General features: G+C 36.0%; 18 protein-coding genes. 14 read left to right on the top strand and 4 right to left on the bottom strand.

The window, feature by feature from the left end; genetic code table 11:
- The first annotated feature begins 5 nt into the window (after positions 1 to 5).
- From HCJ30_RS11165 to HCJ30_RS11140, 6 genes are read left to right on the top strand one after another with little or no spacing between them, the layout of a single operon-like run.
- Entirely contained in the window at positions 6 to 473 is a 468-nt protein-coding gene (locus HCJ30_RS11165) for a PTS sugar transporter subunit IIA (protein ID WP_185392208.1), read from the top strand.
- Positions 474 to 478: 5 nt separating this feature from the next.
- The gene (locus HCJ30_RS11160; RefSeq protein ID WP_003722354.1) at positions 479 to 754 is read left to right on the top strand and encodes a PTS sugar transporter subunit IIB; all 276 of its coding nucleotides are present in this window, start codon (positions 479 to 481) and stop codon (positions 752 to 754) included.
- A 33-nt stretch (positions 755 to 787) separates the two neighbouring features.
- Positions 788 to 2,137 carry a PTS galactitol transporter subunit IIC gene (locus HCJ30_RS11155; RefSeq protein WP_185392207.1) on the top strand — a complete coding sequence of 450 codons (1,350 nt, stop codon included), beginning with the start codon at positions 788 to 790 and terminating at the stop codon, positions 2,135 to 2,137.
- A gap of 17 nt (positions 2,138 to 2,154) precedes the next feature.
- Positions 2,155 to 3,087 carry a 1-phosphofructokinase gene (locus HCJ30_RS11150; protein WP_185392206.1) on the top strand — a complete coding sequence of 311 codons (933 nt, stop codon included), beginning with the start codon at positions 2,155 to 2,157 and terminating at the stop codon, positions 3,085 to 3,087.
- Between the two features lies 1 nt (position 3,088).
- Positions 3,089 to 3,739 carry a class II aldolase/adducin family protein gene (locus tag HCJ30_RS11145; protein ID WP_185392205.1) on the top strand — a complete coding sequence of 217 codons (651 nt, stop codon included), beginning with the start codon at positions 3,089 to 3,091 and terminating at the stop codon, positions 3,737 to 3,739.
- Between the two features lie 3 nt (positions 3,740 to 3,742).
- Positions 3,743 to 3,940: a hypothetical protein gene (locus HCJ30_RS11140; protein WP_008948403.1), complete on the top strand. Its 198-nt coding sequence runs from the start codon at positions 3,743 to 3,745 to the stop codon at positions 3,938 to 3,940.
- 43 nt (positions 3,941 to 3,983) lie between these two features.
- On the opposite strand, the gene betL is transcribed toward HCJ30_RS11140, so the two are convergent.
- From betL to HCJ30_RS11125, 3 genes are all read right to left on the bottom strand, one after another.
- Positions 3,984 to 5,507 carry a BCCT family glycine betaine transporter BetL gene (gene betL, locus HCJ30_RS11135; protein WP_185392204.1) on the bottom strand — a complete coding sequence of 508 codons (1,524 nt, stop codon included), beginning with the start codon at positions 5,505 to 5,507 and terminating at the stop codon, positions 3,984 to 3,986.
- Between the two features lie 157 nt (positions 5,508 to 5,664).
- Complete coding sequence (argH, locus tag HCJ30_RS11130; RefSeq protein ID WP_185392203.1) at positions 5,665 to 7,035, bottom strand: argininosuccinate lyase; 1,371 nt, start codon at positions 7,033 to 7,035, stop codon at positions 5,665 to 5,667.
- Between the two features lie 3 nt (positions 7,036 to 7,038).
- Entirely contained in the window at positions 7,039 to 8,253 is a 1,215-nt protein-coding gene (locus HCJ30_RS11125) for an argininosuccinate synthase (RefSeq protein WP_185392202.1), read from the bottom strand.
- 214 nt (positions 8,254 to 8,467) lie between these two features.
- Here HCJ30_RS11125 and HCJ30_RS11120 point away from each other — a divergent pair, with 214 nt between their 5' ends.
- The 4 genes from HCJ30_RS11120 (at position 8,468) to HCJ30_RS11105 (ending at position 13,430) form a co-directional block, all read left to right on the top strand.
- The gene (locus HCJ30_RS11120) at positions 8,468 to 9,511 is read left to right on the top strand and encodes an alpha/beta hydrolase (protein ID WP_185392201.1); all 1,044 of its coding nucleotides are present in this window, start codon (positions 8,468 to 8,470) and stop codon (positions 9,509 to 9,511) included.
- A gap of 112 nt (positions 9,512 to 9,623) precedes the next feature.
- A complete protein-coding gene (gene fepR, locus HCJ30_RS11115; RefSeq protein WP_185392200.1) occupies positions 9,624 to 10,214 on the top strand; it encodes an efflux pump transcriptional regulator FepR in 591 nt (196 codons plus the stop codon).
- 9 nt (positions 10,215 to 10,223) lie between these two features.
- The gene (gene fepA / locus HCJ30_RS11110; RefSeq protein ID WP_185392199.1) at positions 10,224 to 11,555 is read left to right on the top strand and encodes a multidrug efflux MATE transporter FepA; all 1,332 of its coding nucleotides are present in this window, start codon (positions 10,224 to 10,226) and stop codon (positions 11,553 to 11,555) included.
- A gap of 603 nt (positions 11,556 to 12,158) precedes the next feature.
- Positions 12,159 to 13,430: a helix-turn-helix domain-containing protein gene (locus HCJ30_RS11105; protein WP_185392198.1), complete on the top strand. Its 1,272-nt coding sequence runs from the start codon at positions 12,159 to 12,161 to the stop codon at positions 13,428 to 13,430.
- A 223-nt stretch (positions 13,431 to 13,653) separates the two neighbouring features.
- Here the strand turns inward: HCJ30_RS11105 and HCJ30_RS11100 are convergent, their stop codons facing one another.
- Entirely contained in the window at positions 13,654 to 14,292 is a 639-nt protein-coding gene (locus HCJ30_RS11100; RefSeq protein WP_185392197.1) for a helix-turn-helix domain-containing protein, read from the bottom strand.
- Positions 14,293 to 14,438: 146 nt separating this feature from the next.
- On the opposite strand from HCJ30_RS11100, the gene HCJ30_RS11095 reads away from it, so the two are divergent.
- The 4 genes from HCJ30_RS11095 to HCJ30_RS11080 all read left to right on the top strand — a co-directional run bounded on the left by HCJ30_RS11095 (position 14,439) and on the right by HCJ30_RS11080 (position 17,936).
- On the top strand, positions 14,439 to 14,669 hold the full coding sequence (locus HCJ30_RS11095) for a helix-turn-helix transcriptional regulator (RefSeq protein WP_031644947.1): 231 nt from the start codon (positions 14,439 to 14,441) through the stop codon (positions 14,667 to 14,669).
- A 1-nt stretch (position 14,670) separates the two neighbouring features.
- On the top strand, positions 14,671 to 15,294 hold the full coding sequence (locus HCJ30_RS11090; RefSeq protein ID WP_185392196.1) for a hypothetical protein: 624 nt from the start codon (positions 14,671 to 14,673) through the stop codon (positions 15,292 to 15,294).
- Positions 15,295 to 15,932: 638 nt separating this feature from the next.
- Positions 15,933 to 16,553: a hypothetical protein gene (locus HCJ30_RS11085; protein WP_227871738.1), complete on the top strand. Its 621-nt coding sequence runs from the start codon at positions 15,933 to 15,935 to the stop codon at positions 16,551 to 16,553.
- Positions 16,554 to 17,039: 486 nt separating this feature from the next.
- Entirely contained in the window at positions 17,040 to 17,936 is an 897-nt protein-coding gene (locus HCJ30_RS11080; RefSeq protein ID WP_185392194.1) for a hypothetical protein, read from the top strand.
- Positions 17,937 to 18,049: the final 113 nt, after the last annotated feature.

Raw genomic sequence — 18,049 nt, 5'->3', positions numbered from 1 at the left:
GTCGCGTGGATTACCATGATTTGTTTCAAAAAGAGTTAACCCTGATAAATTCAAGTTACGAGAGTCAGGCAGAACTTTTTGAATACACGAGCAATATATTAGAGAAAGAGCAGTATGTAGAGCCAACTTTTAAAGAAGCAGTAACAAGCCGAGAAGTAGTTTTTCCTACTGGACTCGAGATGAATGGCATCAAAATTGCAATTCCTCATACAGACACGATTTATGTAAAACGGCCTTTTGTACTCGTAAATAAACTTTCTACCCCGGTTCCTTTTGTTCAAATGGGAACGACAGATAAGTGGATTGATGTCGAAGTAATTTTCATGTTAGGAATCAAAAATCCCCAAGATCAAGTTCCACTGCTTTCAAGTATCATGGAAAAATTTATGGAAGCAGACTTTGTGGAACAAATAAAAGAAATGAATGATAGCAATACTTTATGTGATTTCCTAAAAAAACAATTTGGAGAGTGATTACAATGAAAAAAGTTATCGTAGCATGTGGATCCGGAGTAGCGACAAGTCAAACAGTTGCCTCCAAAGTAGAACGCATTTTAAAAGAAAAGGGAGTTCGTGCAACGGTTGAAGCAGTAGACATTAAATCACTAGAGCAACACATTAAAACAAGTGATGTTTACGTGGCAATTACAAAAGCAAATAAAGAATTTGATATTCCAACATTAAATGGTATTGCTTTCTTAACTGGTATGGGCATGGACGAAGAAACAGAAAAATTATTAAACGCCTTAAAATAAAAACAAACAAGATAAAATAGGGAGCGTGAAAAAATGGAGTCATTACAATCAGTTATACAGTTTATTTTGAACCTTGGAGCTGCCGTTTTTGTTCCAGCACTGATGATTATTATTGGGCTAATCGTACGAATGAAAGTAAGAGACGCAGTAAGTGCGGGGATTATTCTAGGGGTAGCTTTCCTTGGAATGAACATCGTTATCGGCTTTATGATTGAAGCTTTAACACCAGCTGCACAAGGACTTGCTGAGAGAACTGGGATTAACTTAAGTATCTTAGACGGAGGATGGACATCAATGGCAACTCTTGCTTGGGCGTGGCCATTTGCCTTCTTGATGTTCCCATTACAACTCGGGATTAATGCAATTATGCTTGTTATTAATAAAACGAAAACCTTAAACGTCGATTTATGGAATGTTTGGGGAAAAATTCTAACAGCAGTACTAATTATCGGCGTAACACAAAATGTTTACTTAGCATTTATCGTTGCCGGAATTCAAATTGTTACGGAACTAATTCTATGTGATGCAAACCAACGTCAAATTCAAGAATTAAATGGGATTCCCGGGGTAACAGTTTCCCACGGTATGATGATTTTCTGTATTTTCTTAATGCCAATTGACTGGTTATTGAAGAAAATTCCAGCACTTCGTAAAGATATGGATGCCAATGCATTAAAAGATAAAATTGGTATTTTTGCCGAAAACCACGTGATGGGCTTTATTATCGGTGGACTTCTAGGGATTGCTGCTGGTTATGATGTAGCGAAAACTTTGATGTTAGCTATGCAAGCCGCTGCAGCATTAACGCTATTCCCAATGGTTGCCAAACTATTTATGCAAGCTTTATCACCATTATCTGATGGTATTTCTGAATTCATGAAACGTAAATTTAAAAACCGTGAATTGTTCATTGGGCTAGATTGGCCGATTTTAGCAGGATGTAGTGAAGTATGGGTAGCAATCGTTCTTATGGTTCCAGTTACACTTATTTTCGCGCTAATTTTACCAGGAAATGGCGTTTTACCATTTGCCGGAATATTAAATATTTCCTTGTGTGCACCAGCGCTTATCGTAACAGGTGGGAACTTGATCCGCATGATTATCCTAGGAACAATTACAACACCAATTTTCTTATATGTATCGACTTTCTTCGCAGGATCAATCACAGATTTAGCGCATTCAACTGGAGCAATTTCGCTTAAAGCTGGACAACAAATTACTTGGAGTACGCTTGAGTATCCAGTGTTCCGTTATGTATTTGCAGAAGCAGCACAGTTCACTATTTTAGGCTTTATTTTTGTCGCAATTTGGGTACTATTACTAGTATTCTATGTGAAAATGATGAAAAAACGAACTATTGAACTAGAAAAAGCTAGCTCTTAAGAAATAGGAGTGATGAGATGATTTACACGATAACATTAAATCCAGCTATTGACCGGTTGCTTTTCATTAATGGAGAGTTGGAAAAAAGGAAGACTAATCGAGTCAAAAAAACGGAATTTGATTGCGGGGGAAAGGGGCTTCATGTTTCGGGCGTGCTATCGAAATTCGGCATTAAAAATGAAGCACTTGGAATTGCGGGATCAGACAATCTCGACAAACTATATGCCATTCTAAAAGAAAAGCATATCAACCATGATTTCCTTGTAGAAGCTGGAACTTCGACAAGAGAATGCTTCGTCGTCTTGAGTGATGACACGAATGGCAGCACGATGATACCAGAAGCTGGTTTTACCGTAAGTCAGACCAACAAAGAGAACCTTTTAAAACAAATCGCTAAAAAAGTTAAAAAAGAGGACATGGTGGTGATTGCCGGATCCCCGCCTCCTCATTATACATTATCTGATTTTAAAGAACTACTAAGAACTGTCAAAGCAACTGGCGCGTTTCTCGGATGCGATAATTCCGGTGACTATTTAAACTTAGCTGTCGAAATGGGCGTCGATTTCATTAAACCAAATGAAGACGAAGTGGTGGCCATTTTAGATGAAAAGACGAATTCACTGGAAGAAAACATTCGCACGTTAGCCAAGCAAATTCCTTATTTAGTCGTTTCGCTCGGAGCAAAAGGATCGATGTGCGCACATAATGGCAAATTGTATCAAGTTATTCCACCAAAAGTGCAGGAACGCAATGATACCGGGGCTGGCGATGTGTTTGTCGGCGCATTTATCGCAGGACTTGCAATGAATATGCCGATTACCGAAACGTTAAAAGTCGCGACAGGTTGCTCAGCCAGCAAAGTCATGCAACAAGACAGTTCGAGCTTTGATTTAGAAGCTGCTGGAAAACTCAAGAATCAAGTAAGTATTATACAATTGGAGGAGAGATAATATGTTATACCAAAAAGAACGTGAAGATTTAGCAAAAATAGTGAAGACGATGTTTGACCGCTTTGAAACAAATGCAGCGGGAGGAAATGTAAGTGTGCGCATGAATAGCGAACATATTATTATGACGCCAACGCTGATGAGTCAAGCAAAACTTTGCGATCTTTCCCCATATGAAATCCTTGTAGTGGATAATAACAATGAAGTCGTAGAAGGAGACGGAAGAGTTACAAGAGAAATTAACTTACACCGTGCTTGTTACGTAGAAAATCCAAAAATCGGCTGTGTACTTCATGCCCATCCAAAAGAATCAATGTTATTCGCAACACTTGGTATGGAACTGCCGAACTTAACAGAAGCAACACAAAAAATCGGCCAAATTCCAACACTTGAATTTGCACCAGCGACTAGCCCGGAACTTGCGGAAATCGTTCGTAAACACGTTATCGAGCTAGGTGAAAAAGCAGTTCCAAGTGCAAGCCTATTAAATAAACACGGGATTGTCGTATTAGACACATCCTTGCACAAAGCGTATGATATGCTAGAACGTATCGAATACAATGCTTATATTGCAGAAAAAGCGTTAGTATTTGATGCATTAGGTATTAAAAAATTAGCGCATGATCGCGACCTAAACTACAATTTGGAGGAGTAACCAATGGAAAAATTCCTTTTTAATGCAACGTTATTTGCCAGTGCTTTATTACTAATGGTCGGTATTTTTAGAAGTTCTATTCCAATTACCGCCATCTCACTCGTGTTAGCAGTCGTTTCGCAACATTTCTTTCGGAAAAAATATCCTAAACAAACTCGTAGCTATCGTGAAATAATCGCGGCAAAGCAGAAAAAAGGATGAAAAAAGGGCTGAAAATCTAGTTTTAGATTTTCAGCCCTTTTTATTATAGTTGTGAACGTTGTGATTTTTTCGGTCGAACGAATAAGCCGAGTTTTTCTTGTTCTCTTATTAAAGAGATGAACAAGGAGACAATCATTAAAATAATCACGATTGAAAATGGAAAGGCGGCGATAATCGAAGCATTTTGAAGTGCTGTTAATCCGCCTGCGTAAAGTAGCACACTTGCAATTCCTGCTTGTAAAAGTCCCCAGGTTACTTTGACGGAGTTCGGTGGGTTTAAGGAGCCACCAGTCGTTTGCATACCGAGGACAAACGTGGCAGAATCCGCTGAAGTAATAAAGAATACGGCAATTAAAATCATCGCCACAATCGATAACACCATCCCAGCTGGAAACTCGTTAAATACCCCAAAGAGTACTTGTTCTGTCGCTAAACTGGAAAGCGCGGAGTTTGTACGTTGTTCGACAAAAATCGCGGAGCCACCGAATACGGCAAACCAGAACACACTTACTAGAGCCGGAAGCACGATAACCCCGAGTAAAAATTGTCTGATCGTCCTGCCACGTGAAATTCGTGCAATGAAAATCCCGACAAACGGCGACCAGGAAAGCCACCAAGCCCAGTAAAAAATAGTCCATGAGTCAATCCATTTTCGTGCATCCGGCGCATCAGGTGCAGTCTGGAAGCTCATTTGGATAATTGTTTGTAAGTAATCCCCAAATGAATTAGTAAAATTATTCATAATGAAAAGGGTAGGTCCGAGAATAAGCGTTAAAACGAGTAGTACAGCAGCGACATAAATATTTACATTACTCAACAGCTGAATCCCTTTATCAAGACCAGACATTGCCGATAACATGAATAAAATAGTAACGATAATGATAATCGTAAATTGAACTGTAAAATTGTTTGGAACACCAAATAGGTAAGTGAGTCCACCATTAATTTGTTGAGCGCCAAGGCCAAGCGTCGTCGCAACACCGATGACCGTCGCGAAAACAGCGATAATATCAATCAATTGACCAATCGGACCTTTGGCATGTCTTCCTAAAAGCGGATACAGTGTGGCGCTTATTAAACCAGGCGCATTTTTTCTGAATTTAAAGTAAGCAAGTGCTAAGGCTACAACCGCATAAATTGACCAAGCGGAAATGCCCCAATGAAAGAATGAATAACGAAGCGCGTCTTTCATAGCAGCTTGTGTACCAACTTCACCGCCGGGAGCTTGAACAGCATAGTGCGATAAAGGTTCAGCGGCACCCCAGAAAACGAGACCAATCCCCATTCCAGCACTAAATAACATGGCAAACCAAGATTTGTTGCTATAGCCCGGCTCTTCGCCAGGTTTTCCAAGTCGAATCGTACCAATCGGGCTTAAAACTAAAAATAAGCAGAAGATAATAATAATCGCAACAACGATTAAATAGTACCAACCAAAATTACTCGTTAGAAATTTTTGGATATTTGTTGTAAGTGTCTCAAATTGCTCTGGCAAAAAAGCACCAAATAAAACAGCTAAGAGAACTAAAAAACCTGCTCCCCAAAAGACATTCGTTAATTTTTTCATTACATCACTTCCCTTTATATTCTATGTATGTATTTCCCCATGTTAGCACAAAGGTAACATCTATTTAATAGTAACAAAAAAAGTAGTGCTTTGACAAATCGGGTCAGGCGGGACAAAGACAAAAAAGCTGGAACACCCATAAGTATCCCAGCCCACTTTATAACGTTTTTTTCGCATTAGCCAGTGCCACTTTAATTTGCTCAAAGCCAGTCCCACCGTAAGAGTTTCTCTTTTGGACAGCAGTCTTAGAAGAAAGCACCTCGTAAATATCTTCTTCAATAAGTGGATTTATTTCCTGATAGTGACTGAGTGACACGTCTTGCAAATAAATCCCATTTTGCGTACATTCCAGCACCAATTTCCCAACGATTTCATGCGCCTCTCTAAAAGGAACGCCTTTTTTCGCTAAGTAATCGGCCAGTTCTGTCGCATTGGAAAAATCTTTTTTGGTAGATTTTTCCATTATATCCGTGCGAACCTTCATCGTTTCAATCATCCCAGCAAATATATCTAAGCTCGTCTGAACCGTCTCGAGCGTATCAAACATGCCTTCTTTATCTTCTTGTAAGTCTTTGTTATAAGCAAGCGGCAGTCCTTTTAAAACCGTCAACATGCCAAAAAGGTTTCCATACACTCGGCCAGTTTTTCCGCGAATTAACTCGGCCATATCCGGATTTTTCTTTTGTGGCATAATCGAACTTCCCGTCGAAAAAGCATCTGTTAACTCCACAAATTGAAATTCATGACTCGTCCAAAGTATCAGCTCCTCGCAAAAACGCGATAAATGCATCATCAAAAGGGAACTATTACTGAGAAACTCAATAATAAAATCACGATCACTCACACCGTCCAAGCTATTTTCATAAACAGCAGAAAAGCCAAGTAATTCTGCACTATAAGCCCGGTCAATCGGAAAAGTCGTTCCAGCCAGCGCAGCAGACCCAAGTGGCGAAATATCAATCCGTTTGACACTTTCTTCTAAACGTTCTAAATCCCGTGAAAACATTCCGAAGTAAGCAAGTAAATGATGGGCAAAAGATATGGGCTGGGCGTGTTGCAAATGCGTGTAACCAGGCATAATCGTTTCAACGTGCGCGTCTGCTTTTTGAACAAGGACCACACGCAAATGTTTTAACGATTGGATAATTTCTGCTACGGCTTGTTTTAAATATAAATGCATATCGGTTGCAACTTGGTCATTCCGACTCCGTGCCGTATGGAGTTTCCCAGCGACAGGTCCGATTTCTGCGTGTAACAACTTTTCGATATTTAAATGGATGTCTTCATTCACCGTACTAAATTCCAGTTCACCAAGCGCTAATTTTTCTTGGAGAATTTTCAAGCCGGCCGTAATTTCTGCGGCTTCTGCATCCGGAATTATCCCGCATTTGGCGAGCATAGCGACATGCGCCAAACTTCCCGTTAAGTCTTCTTTTGCCATTTTTTGATCAAAAGATATCGACGCGCCAAACGCATCAATCCAAGCTTCACTTTTCCCTTGAAAACGGCCACCCCATAATTTTTCCATTTTTTACACCTCAGTCGTTATCGTAACTTTTGAATTGACTTCTGCGCTCACTTTCGTTGGTAGTCCCCAAAGTTTGATGAAACCAACTGCTGCATCTTGGTCAAATGTATCGGAGGAAGTATAGGTCGCTAAGTTTTCATCATAAAGCGAATTTGGTGATTTTCTTCCTTCCACGATAGCATGACCTTTAAATAATTTGACACGAATCGTTCCATTCACAAATTTTTGCGTGGATTTTAAGAAAGCGACTAACGCTTCTGTTAAAGGCGAGAACCATAGGCCATTATAAATTGTTTCGCTAATTTTTTGTTCGATTATTGGTTTGAAATGTGCCACTTCACGAACAAATGTTAAATCTTCCAGTTCTTTATGAGCGGTAATTAAAGTGACTGCGGCAGGGCATTCGTATACTTCCCGTGATTTAATACCGACTAAACGATTTTCAATATGATCGATTCTACCGACGCCATGTTTTCCAGCAATTTCGTTTAAAGTAAGGATTAAATTGGCTAAGCTCATGTTTTCGCCATTAAGCGAAATCGGAATACCAGCATCGAAGGTAATTTCGACAATATCTGCTGTGTCCGGTGCATCTTCTAAACTTACGGTTAAATCATAGGCTGCTTCTGGTGGCGTTGTCCATGGGTTTTCCAGCACTCCGCATTCGTTGCTTCTGCCCCAAAGGTTTTGGTCAATCGAGAAGGGGTTATCTAAATCAATTGGAACGGGGATGTTATGTTCTTTGGCGTAATTGATTTCTTCTTCTCTGGACCATTTCCAGTCACGGACAGGGGAAACAACTTTTAAATCAGGTGCAAGTGCATGAATCGCTACTTCAAAACGCACTTGGTCATTTCCTTTACCAGTACAACCATGAGCGATAGCAGATGCGCCTTCTTGACGAGCGACTTCTACTAATTTTTTCGCAATTAACGGACGGCTTAACGCAGAAATGAGCGGATACTTTCCTTCATAATAAGCATGGGCTTGAAGGGCAATTAACGCAAAATCCTCCGCAAATTCTTCTTTCGCATCAATCGTATAGGATTCGCTTGCTCCAACAGTAATCGCTTTTTCTTTAATAAAGTCCAAATTTTTTCCTTCACCAACATCTAAACAACATGCGATAACTTCATAACCTGCTTCCACTAACCACTGAATTGCAACCGAAGTATCCAACCCACCCGAGTAAGCTAAAACGATTTTTTCTTTCGCCATTGTAAACATCCCCTATTCATAAATATACAAACATTTGTATTTATATTAACATCGATGCTTTTAGATATCAACCTTTTTGTTTTTATTTATTCATATTTATGCTTAAAAATACATTTTGAAATAAAAATAATCATTTCAAATAGTAATAAATTGGTTCCTGTTCGTAAAACTGCTATACTTGTTAATGAAGTTATATTGAAGGAGTTGAGCGAATGTGAAAAATACAATAAAATGGATTGCCATTGGTTTTGCTGGGATCATTCTACTTCCATTATTAATCGTTTTCTTTATTTACAAAAAAGCGATTGGGAAAAAAGAATATAATCCCGAGGTACTTGAGAATTTAGATGAAGCTTCACAGGAATTTGTGAAAAACACTTCACCATTATCCGACGTAGATTCGCGATATAAATATATGAGACTAGCGACAAAAGCATTGCCATCCGCAAAAGATATCGAAATTGGCGATGTTGAAAATAAAAAAATTGATGGCCCGGCTGGCAAAATTCCGATTCGGATTTATACGCCGCAGGAAGACGGTCCTTTTGAAATTATCGTTTACTATCATGGTGGCGGATTTGTTTTAGGCGGATTGCAAACCCATGATGCGATTGCTAGAAAACTTGTACAAACTACGGGTGCTCGTGTTGTCACGGTCGACTACCGACTTGCACCAGAAAATCCTTTCCCAGCAGCAGTGGAAGATGCTTATGCAGCGCTACTTTGGGTGCAAAATCATCGTACTAGTTTACGCGCTAAATCCTCTGACATTATCGTTGCGGGAGATAGCGTAGGCGGAAACTTGGCGACGGTTGTTACACAAATCGCCAAAGCAAAAGGAAAACCAAATATAACAGCTCAAATTTTACTTTATCCAGCAACGGATATTTTCAGTCGTGATGCATCGGTTCTTTATCCGTCAATGGATGAATTTGCAGAAGGCTACGTACTTACAAAAGAATCATTAGATAAATTCTTTAAATTATACATTGCGAATGCAAGTGATCGTAAGTATGATCCACTCGTTGCACCAATTCGTAGCAAAGACTTAGTCGGACTACCAAAAACATTTGTTGCAACTGCTGAATTTGATCCACTAAGAGATCAAGGGGAAGCATACGCGAAGAAATTAAAAGATGCTGGCGTAGAAGTATTTGCGAAACGTTTTGAAAAAGTTCCACATGGCTTTATGACAACAAATTCTACTGCCACTGATGAGACGTATGAACTTATTAGCGAGTTTTTAGAAGAAAAATAAAACAGCGAATCCACTCTTTTACTAGGGTGGATTTTTTTATTGACAAAGAATTTTTTTCATGAGAGAATGACTTACGAACGGTCGTCAGTTTTTTGTGAGAGGAGTGAAAAAGATGAGAAAAGAAGAAATCAAACAAGCCGCGCTGACACTTTTTGCCCATAATGGTTTTGAAGGAACGTCACTTGCTGATATTGCAGGGGTGGTGGGGCTGAAGAAGCAATCCATCTATTCTCATTTTAAAGATAAAGATGATTTGTTTTTATCCATTATGAAGGACGCGAAATCAACCGAAATAGATTACTACCGGGCAAAACTTCGGGATAGTGACTTATCAAGGCCAGACCTTGTCTTGTCTAGTTTACTTTTTGGCGTGAAAGAATTGTACGATACGGATGAGGCTTACCAATTCTGGTTGAGATATGGATTTTATCCGCCGAAGCATTTATATGATATCGTCCAAGCAGATATTACCGAAAATGTGCGGCAAATGGAACAAGATTTTACCGTTTTATTTAGTAATTGGATTGACCAAAAGTTAATTCCAATGCAAGACGTGGAAACGATGAAAGAAGCCTACATGGGAATTCTCGACGCAGTAATTGTTGACATTGTCTACGTGAATGACCCGGAAAGAACGGAAAAGAAAATCACGGCTTTATGGCAAATTTTCTGGAGAGGAATTACGCTAAAAGCCCTTAGTTAGAGGTGTAACATGGCAAAAAATATTGAAATTTTAGAAACAGATTCAGTAAAAAAGATTTATTTTAGATATTTAATCCCTTCCTTAGTGGGAATGTTATTAATGTCTTTAAACATTGTTATCGATGGGATTTTTGTTGGGCATAAGCTCGGTGGGGTGGCGCTTGCTGGGATTAATATTGCTGTACCCGTATTTACTATTTTTACAGCAATTTCTATTTGGATTGGGATTGGCGCTGCGACCCAGTTTTCCTTTGCGATTGGGGAAAAAAATGTCGCGAAGGCACAAACGATTTTTACCAATGCGATTTTAGCGGTTGTCTCGATTACGATTTTTATTGGAATTATCGCGTTTATTTTTAAAGAACCGTTAGCTTATTTTTTAGGTGCGAATGATGATACGATTGGTTATGTGCTTGAATATATGAACATATTGCTTATTTTTGGTTTTGCACTGACATTGGAAAATATTTTGAGTATTTTTGTTCGTAATGATGGCGATCCTAATTTATCGATGATTGCGCTTATTGTGACGGCGGTTAGTAACGTTATTTTGAACTATTTATTTTTATTTGTATTTGAATGGGGCGTAACTGGTTCAGCTCTAGCCACCATGCTGGCGATTATTATCGGTGTATTTATTTTAATTACCCATTTCTTTAAAAAATCGAGTCGCTTGAAATTTGTTAAAGTAGACTGGAATAAAGCTTTTTTCAAAAAGACATTGGCGATTGGTTTACCGAGCTTTTTAGCCGAAGTGGGAGTATCTGTCTTTACATTAGGGTATAACATTTCGATTGCGGCCATTGCGGGAACTGCTGGTGTTGCAGCCTTCTCGGTGTTGAATTATACGCATAGTGTGATTTTGATGTTGTTCCTTGGGATGGGCTCGGCGATTCAGCCGCTCATTAGTTACTACCGCGGGGCGAAAGCTAGACAAAAAGAACTGGAAACGTTGAAAATTGCGATTATCGTTGCATTTAGCACGGGAGTTGGCTTTTTACTCGTTGGCTTCTTTGGCTCCAATTTACTCGTTTCCATGTTCGGGAACTTTAGCCCAGAAATTAGAGAGCTAGCAAGTAACGGCATCAAATTATTCTATACCGCTTATCTGTTCATGGGCTTCAACTTTGTGATGATGACTTACTTCCAAACATCAGACAAAGTAAAAATGGCAACATGGATTACGATTTCGCGTGAGATTATATTTATGGTCATCTTCTTGTTAGTATTACCACCAATCATTGGTATTCCTGGCGTATGGCTAGCGATTCCAATTTCAGAAATGATTGTAGCGGCATCTATCGTATTTTATATGAAGAAAAAACATATTTTATTTAAATGAAAAAAGGCGAGGATAGCTGCTATCTTCGTCTTTTTAGATAAAATGGAACAAAAATATCTCCAAAAAAGCGAAAAAAGGAGCATGTTTCCTTTTTGCAAAATTATTTATTTTCGATGGTAAAATAAAAATCTACGTTTCCATTTTTACGTAGAACGAGTTTTAAAAGGGAATGTGTAGCGAATTTTTCGGATTCATTAAGGGAAAGAATCCAAAAGTCTTGTTGTTTATTAACGGAATTAGTCGCATGTGGGAGCAGACTAAAAAAGTAATAAGATGTCAGTATTAGGTGAAATAAGGAATACGTGGGAATATTTCTGCTTTCCCTATACTGATAAACAAGTCGAAATTCCGAGGAGCTAGTTATGACAATTTAGTGAATTCTTTTGAAGGTTACATAGAGCTAATTATTCGTTTTAGGTCAAAAGGCAATCGAGCCTTGATGGTCTAAAACGTTTTGTATGTAAGGGACAGCATTTTGTAGAGTGCTATAATATGGGAAAATTCAGGATAGTGAAAATAGAAGATAGTTGAAAAAGACGGTTGTTTTCCGCTAGTAAATGGTTATAATTAAAAGGAAAATATGGAAAAATTGGCGGTGGCATCATGAATTTAATCGGCTTGCGAATTAAAAATATTCGTAAAGAGAAGAAGCTAACTTTAAAAGAAGTAGCACAAGGAATTATTTCAGTTCCTTATTTAGCGAATATCGAAAATGGCATAAAAGTTGCCTCGTTTGAGACGTTGATGCATATAGCAAGAAGGCTAGAAATACCAGAAGAAGTACTGTTAATGAGCGAGGAAGAAACGAACAAAGATCTCTTAAAAGAAATGGATGAAATTTTTGAACTATTGGTATTTTCGAATCCAGTAGAAATGGAAAAACGCTTGAATAAAATAGCTGAAACGGTGGATTTACTACATGAATCACCAACTGTCGAGCTTAGTTTTTATTGTTTAAAAGTAGCGTTTTACTATAAAACTTGGGAATTTGCTAAAGCAGAGGAACTCGAAACGAAATATTTAAATAGTACAGAAAAACACGCGGCTGACTCATTTTCGCGCCAGTTACTTTCCTACTATTACTATAGTCAGGCGGTAAAGCATTCTCATGCAACGTGCGATTATCCATTAGCAGTGGAATACTGGGAAAAATGCGTGGATATTACGGATAATAAAGATTTTCATGCTGTTTTTCACGTGTGTATCTGTATCAATTATATTTGCCAAAGCATCTATGAACCAGCACTTGAGCATATTCAGCAAGCGTGGGATTTAATAAAAGATGAGGAACAAGAACGGTTTGTGGCTATTCTCTATTTCTACGGCTATATTTATTTTCAAATCGGCTTTATGAAAGAGGCAAAAAATAGATTTGAACAAACGCTGCATTACTTTTCCAAATACCCCGAAGCGAAAAAAATCTATTATTTTGTCGTTCAATTAAAAATGGCAGAAATTGAAAATATCGAAGGAAATGAAACACTTTTTAATGAAAAAATCACCAGTTTGTATGAGGAACTGATGGCCTATGAAACTGCTAATACAGGCTTTAACAACAATGATTATCTTGTCATAACGGAATTGATGGTCATTTTTGCGGAAAAAGGTTTTGTTGAGGAAGCAACTTCTTTAATGGGACTGATGAATAAAGTAATGGAGCGAGTGAAAGAACTGAATTACTTCATCGAATACACCGAAACATTACTTTTATATCACCAAAACGAGCAAGTGAGTTATGAAACGAAAATGCTAAAACTACTGAAAAAAATCGATGCGTCAAACGATCCCATTCTGATTGACCGGGTGAAAAAACACGCAAGCAAGCATTTCGCAAAATCAACGAAGTATAAGATGGCTTACGATATTTTGTCGTGAGAATGAAAAAGACAGCCTGGTTATAATTAACCAAGGCTGTCTTTTTTGATGCGGCCGAGAGGACTTGAACCTCCACGGGTTTTACCCCACTAGGCCCTCAACCTAAGCTTTATTTAAAATGAAGTTTACTGACATTATATCAATAGTTTTGGCAAAAAGAGCTAATTTAGCAGTATAAAACTATATTAAATTGAGGGGTAGGATTTGTCAAATGAGTTAGTTATTAATATTTATTTATGTGCTTTTTCACACTAACTAATTGAATTACTTCTACTATTTTCCAAATCATTATTAAATCTTTTTTAATAGTTACAGTACTTTCTGAATCAATAGGTTTAAGTTGTAGCTCTTTGTCATTAAATAAATTTATATGCCCAATTATAATTTTGCTATCAGTTGTTAATAAAACTAACTCACCTTTAAAACTATCTTCATAGGGCTCTAATAATAATAATGAGTTGGAATTGAATTTACTCAAAGAAGTATTAGAGACTTCAACTAAAATTGCATTCTTAGATACAAGTTCTTGTTTATAAAGTCGGAAATCATTTGTTTCTTTTTTTGATTTCATGTCATGCAGAGTTTTATATATAGGAACTTTTGTTGCAATGACTTCATTTTTTTCTATTGAAGACGAATAATTAGCTAGTTGCATTAATTTATCAAATGATATGCCATAACCTAGAGAAATTTTTTTCAATGTTTCGACTGAGGGCTCTATAGGAGTTTTTGTCGATGGATCAAAGCCTAATTCTAATTTTCGTATGTAATTATGACTTAATCCAGTTTTTTCTTTTGCTTCTCGTAAGGATAAACCAAGTTTCACTCTTAAATTCAATAATTCTTTCCCTAAATCAGACACTTCAGTACACATCCTATCTATTCACTTATCTATGAAATAGTATAGCATAAAGTGTAACTTGAAGATTACATTTTTCACAACGCTCTTGTAACCTATAGTTTACAAAGGCGTTTAATTATCTTATAATTAAATTAAGGAGGGATTATATGGATTCAAATATGAAATTATTAAGAAAACAGCTAGGATGGAGTCAGAATCGCCTAGCAGAGGAATCAGGAGTTTCAAGAAGAACAATTAACTATATTGAGAATGGTAAAATTAAGAACCCTAAAAAGGAAACTATGAGATCAATATCAAATGCACTTAGGGCTGATGTAGAAACATTATTTTTTGACAAATCGTATACTATAAAAAATTTAGAAAGTAGGAGTTTATAAAATGGTATTTATTTTGACATGTATAGGTATTATTATTGTAAGTTATAGTTTTTATTTGCTTTATAAAATATTTAAAAATAGAACTAATAAATTTAGTATAAAACAACTAGTACTAAGTCTTTGCATACTTATTCTTGGTATTTGGATCTTTCCAAGTATGAGTGATTCAGAAGCTGGTTCTTGGTACTCAGAGAAGTTCTTTCCCGCCTATTCTAGTTCTGTGTACGAGTTAGAGAATTCACGTGATTCTGTTGCTGCTTATGTGACATACTTAGGCATGGTTGAGAATGAGAACTATGATGATAACTTTTTTGCCTCTGTAAATAAAACTGATATTGCAACACATGAGGATAATTTGAAATCAGAATTAATTAGTTTGAAAAAAAGCAAACAAAGCTTAGAGGAGATTAAAGCACCGTGGTATTTATCAGATCCTTATTTTAAGGGTGGGAATAAGATTATTAACAATCAAATAGAAATATTGAAAATTCAAATAAAAGATATAAAGAGTTATTTAAAAAAAGGACCAGATAATATTGAAAAGAGCTATAAAAGAAGTGGGGAGATTGAAGAGATACAAAAGAAAATTGATTCATTAATTTTAGAATATAAGTTTCATTCTTAAATTGATTTCTAATTGAAGTAATACATAAGCAAAAATATCATGAAGTAAGAAGAAAATTGTATATTTGGATATTGAATAGAAGTCAGCGGTATAGCTAATCCATTGGGAGAGTAAGTAAAAGTCAACACCTACAAGTGATAATGAAATTAAGAAAAGGGTAGTTTTATGCTATAATATTAGTATAGATTGTAAATAATAACTATCGTATATGTTTTTTGATTTATCCAACTGTGAAGGGGCTCCTTGCCCCTCTTTATCTCGTCACTTCGTTCCTCGTCAAATTCACCCGCCGTAAGCTTATCAGCTTAACCGATCATTACAAACTATCGAAATATTCCACGCACTTCGTGCGCGTAAATTCCATTCTAGTTGTAATGTTTATTACTAACTTACTTCTTATATTTGAACTACTATCAATAATATTTTAAATTTTTTAAGTGTATTTAATACCACTAAAAGAACCACCTATAAGTAATATGTACATTATAAGCTTAAAAAGCTTCAAAAAAATATTTTAGGAGGAATTAATTATAAAGTCTAAAGAACAAGAGTTGAATTTTATTCTATTTCGCATTGCCACAATAGAGAATAAGAACATAAGTAATATTGCAAGGTCGTTTCCTAGTAAAACACAAGGGATGGAATATGAACATGAAAATCAAGAATGGCATTTCTATAGGCAGTTATTTTTTTCTATGCATAAGGAGTATTCTAAAGCTCTAAAGTGCGGAAAGGACATTCATTTTTTTAGAGAAGTAATACTTGACGAAAAAAAAACTACTAAAGTTTATTTCTATGACTCTGGTGACCAGATACGCCATAGAATAGTGTCTAACGCTAAGAGAGATACGACTATTCTATTACTAGAAGAGATGAACTATAGAAGAAAAAATGAATCAGAGATAAAACGTGAGAAGGAAAATGGAAATGATAAACCAAATAGATTTAAAAGAAGTACCTTCCCAATGGAAGATACTAATCTTAATTCTCTTGCAATATTTGATACATCATCTTCGGTATCTATAGCTAATATGGAAACTTATGATATGGTTAAAAGAATTATAGATTCTATGGTTGAATCTGGGGAATTGAAAACTAAAGAAATTCGATTGTTACGAGAGATATGTGATGATGTGCCAAACAGTGAATTGTCAAAACAATATGGAGTTCCAGTAAAAATTATACAGCAGAAGAAAAGGCGGCTTCAGAAAAAAATGGCTAATTTTAAGGAAAACTATATGAATACGCATAAAGAATAAGTGAAGCCTTAACATTCTTTTCTTGTTGAAAATCTTACCCACCCCGTTATTTCTAAACCGTAATATTTGCATCAAACCTCTAGTTATATTTTTAGCTGGGGGCTTTTTTATGAATAAATTTTTCTTAAAAGGCTTGAATTTGTAAGTAAATGAATTTAAGGGATAAATTCGTTGTAAAACATTATACATCAATGTTTTACAGTGTTTCATTTGTGTTTTTTGAGATTCATGAAAAACTAACTTTTTAAAGTTTTATGTAACTAGCAAGTGTGCAAAAATATAAATGAAATAAAAGAATGATAACTCTAGATTATTTCATTTACATATGCTATCTGAAACGAGTGTAATTATTGAAATAAATATAAGTATATATTTTACTTATAAATCTGATTTTGTTAGTATAGATGCATAAAATGATTTGGTTGTAAGCGCTAACTTATTGATGGGAAATTAGTCAGAAATTTATAAAGATTGGAGCATAATTCTATGGCATACGAGACTGCTTACAATAAAGAACTTAAAAGAAATGATATTACTGCATTAGAGGCAAATCAATATTTTCATGAAGGGATTCTAACAGATTCTAAAGCTTTTCAATGTAGTGAAGTTTGCAGTGTACCACTAACATGTGCAAATTTCACTAAAAAATCATCAGAATGGAATAAATCTCCTTACTTTAGGTCACCAGATGCAAGTATAACTCATTCAGATAATTGTTCTATTAAAACAAAAAAGAATGCACAATATAATGAGACAGAGGAGGGTTCCTCACGCGTACTATCCGATTTAGACTTTCTTAATTTAAATATTGACCTTAATCAAGGATTCACAGAGCAAAAACCAACAAATACTTCAACACCGTCTCCTAACATTAATCTGGATGGAAAAAAAACTATGAGTAATGGTGGGGAAAAGTACATTAGAACAGAAATACCTCAAATTAAATCTCTCTCTAAAATAGTAACATATTATTTTTCAGATGACTGGGACAATAATAAACTAATAATTAAAGTAAAGGGTGGAGAGGTAATTTCATTTAATGATTTATTCCAAAATCTAGACTCAGAAAATGATATTTTAAAACCTCCTAAAATTTACTATGCAGAAGCAAAAGTTATAGATAAAGGAGATTATTATATTCTTTTATTTAATTCAGCCTGTTCACTAAAAGGTTTATTAAGAAAACCCACTTTTTTAATTAATAAGAACAGATTAAAAACTAAAAAAATACTACTTAATAAATTAATTCGATTAAGCCAGCCTAATAAATTATGTCAACTATTTTTCTTTGGTACATTTATTGTTAAAGATAACCAATACATTAATTTTAATTTAGATTCCACCAAAAGTGATTTTTCAGCTAATATTTTTATTTTAGAATAGATGCTAGATGTTACCGGACACTACTCAAACAAATAGTCTATATTTCTTAAAATCGAGACTCTGAATTTTGGCTCACTAATCAGTGTTTTTTAACTTGAATAAAGTCTAATAGA

This window comes from Listeria cossartiae subsp. cossartiae (assembly GCF_014224155.1).
In the GTDB taxonomy this organism is placed as follows: domain Bacteria; phylum Bacillota; class Bacilli; order Lactobacillales; family Listeriaceae; genus Listeria; species Listeria cossartiae.
This window is presented reverse-complemented; position numbering and strand designations above follow the sequence as displayed.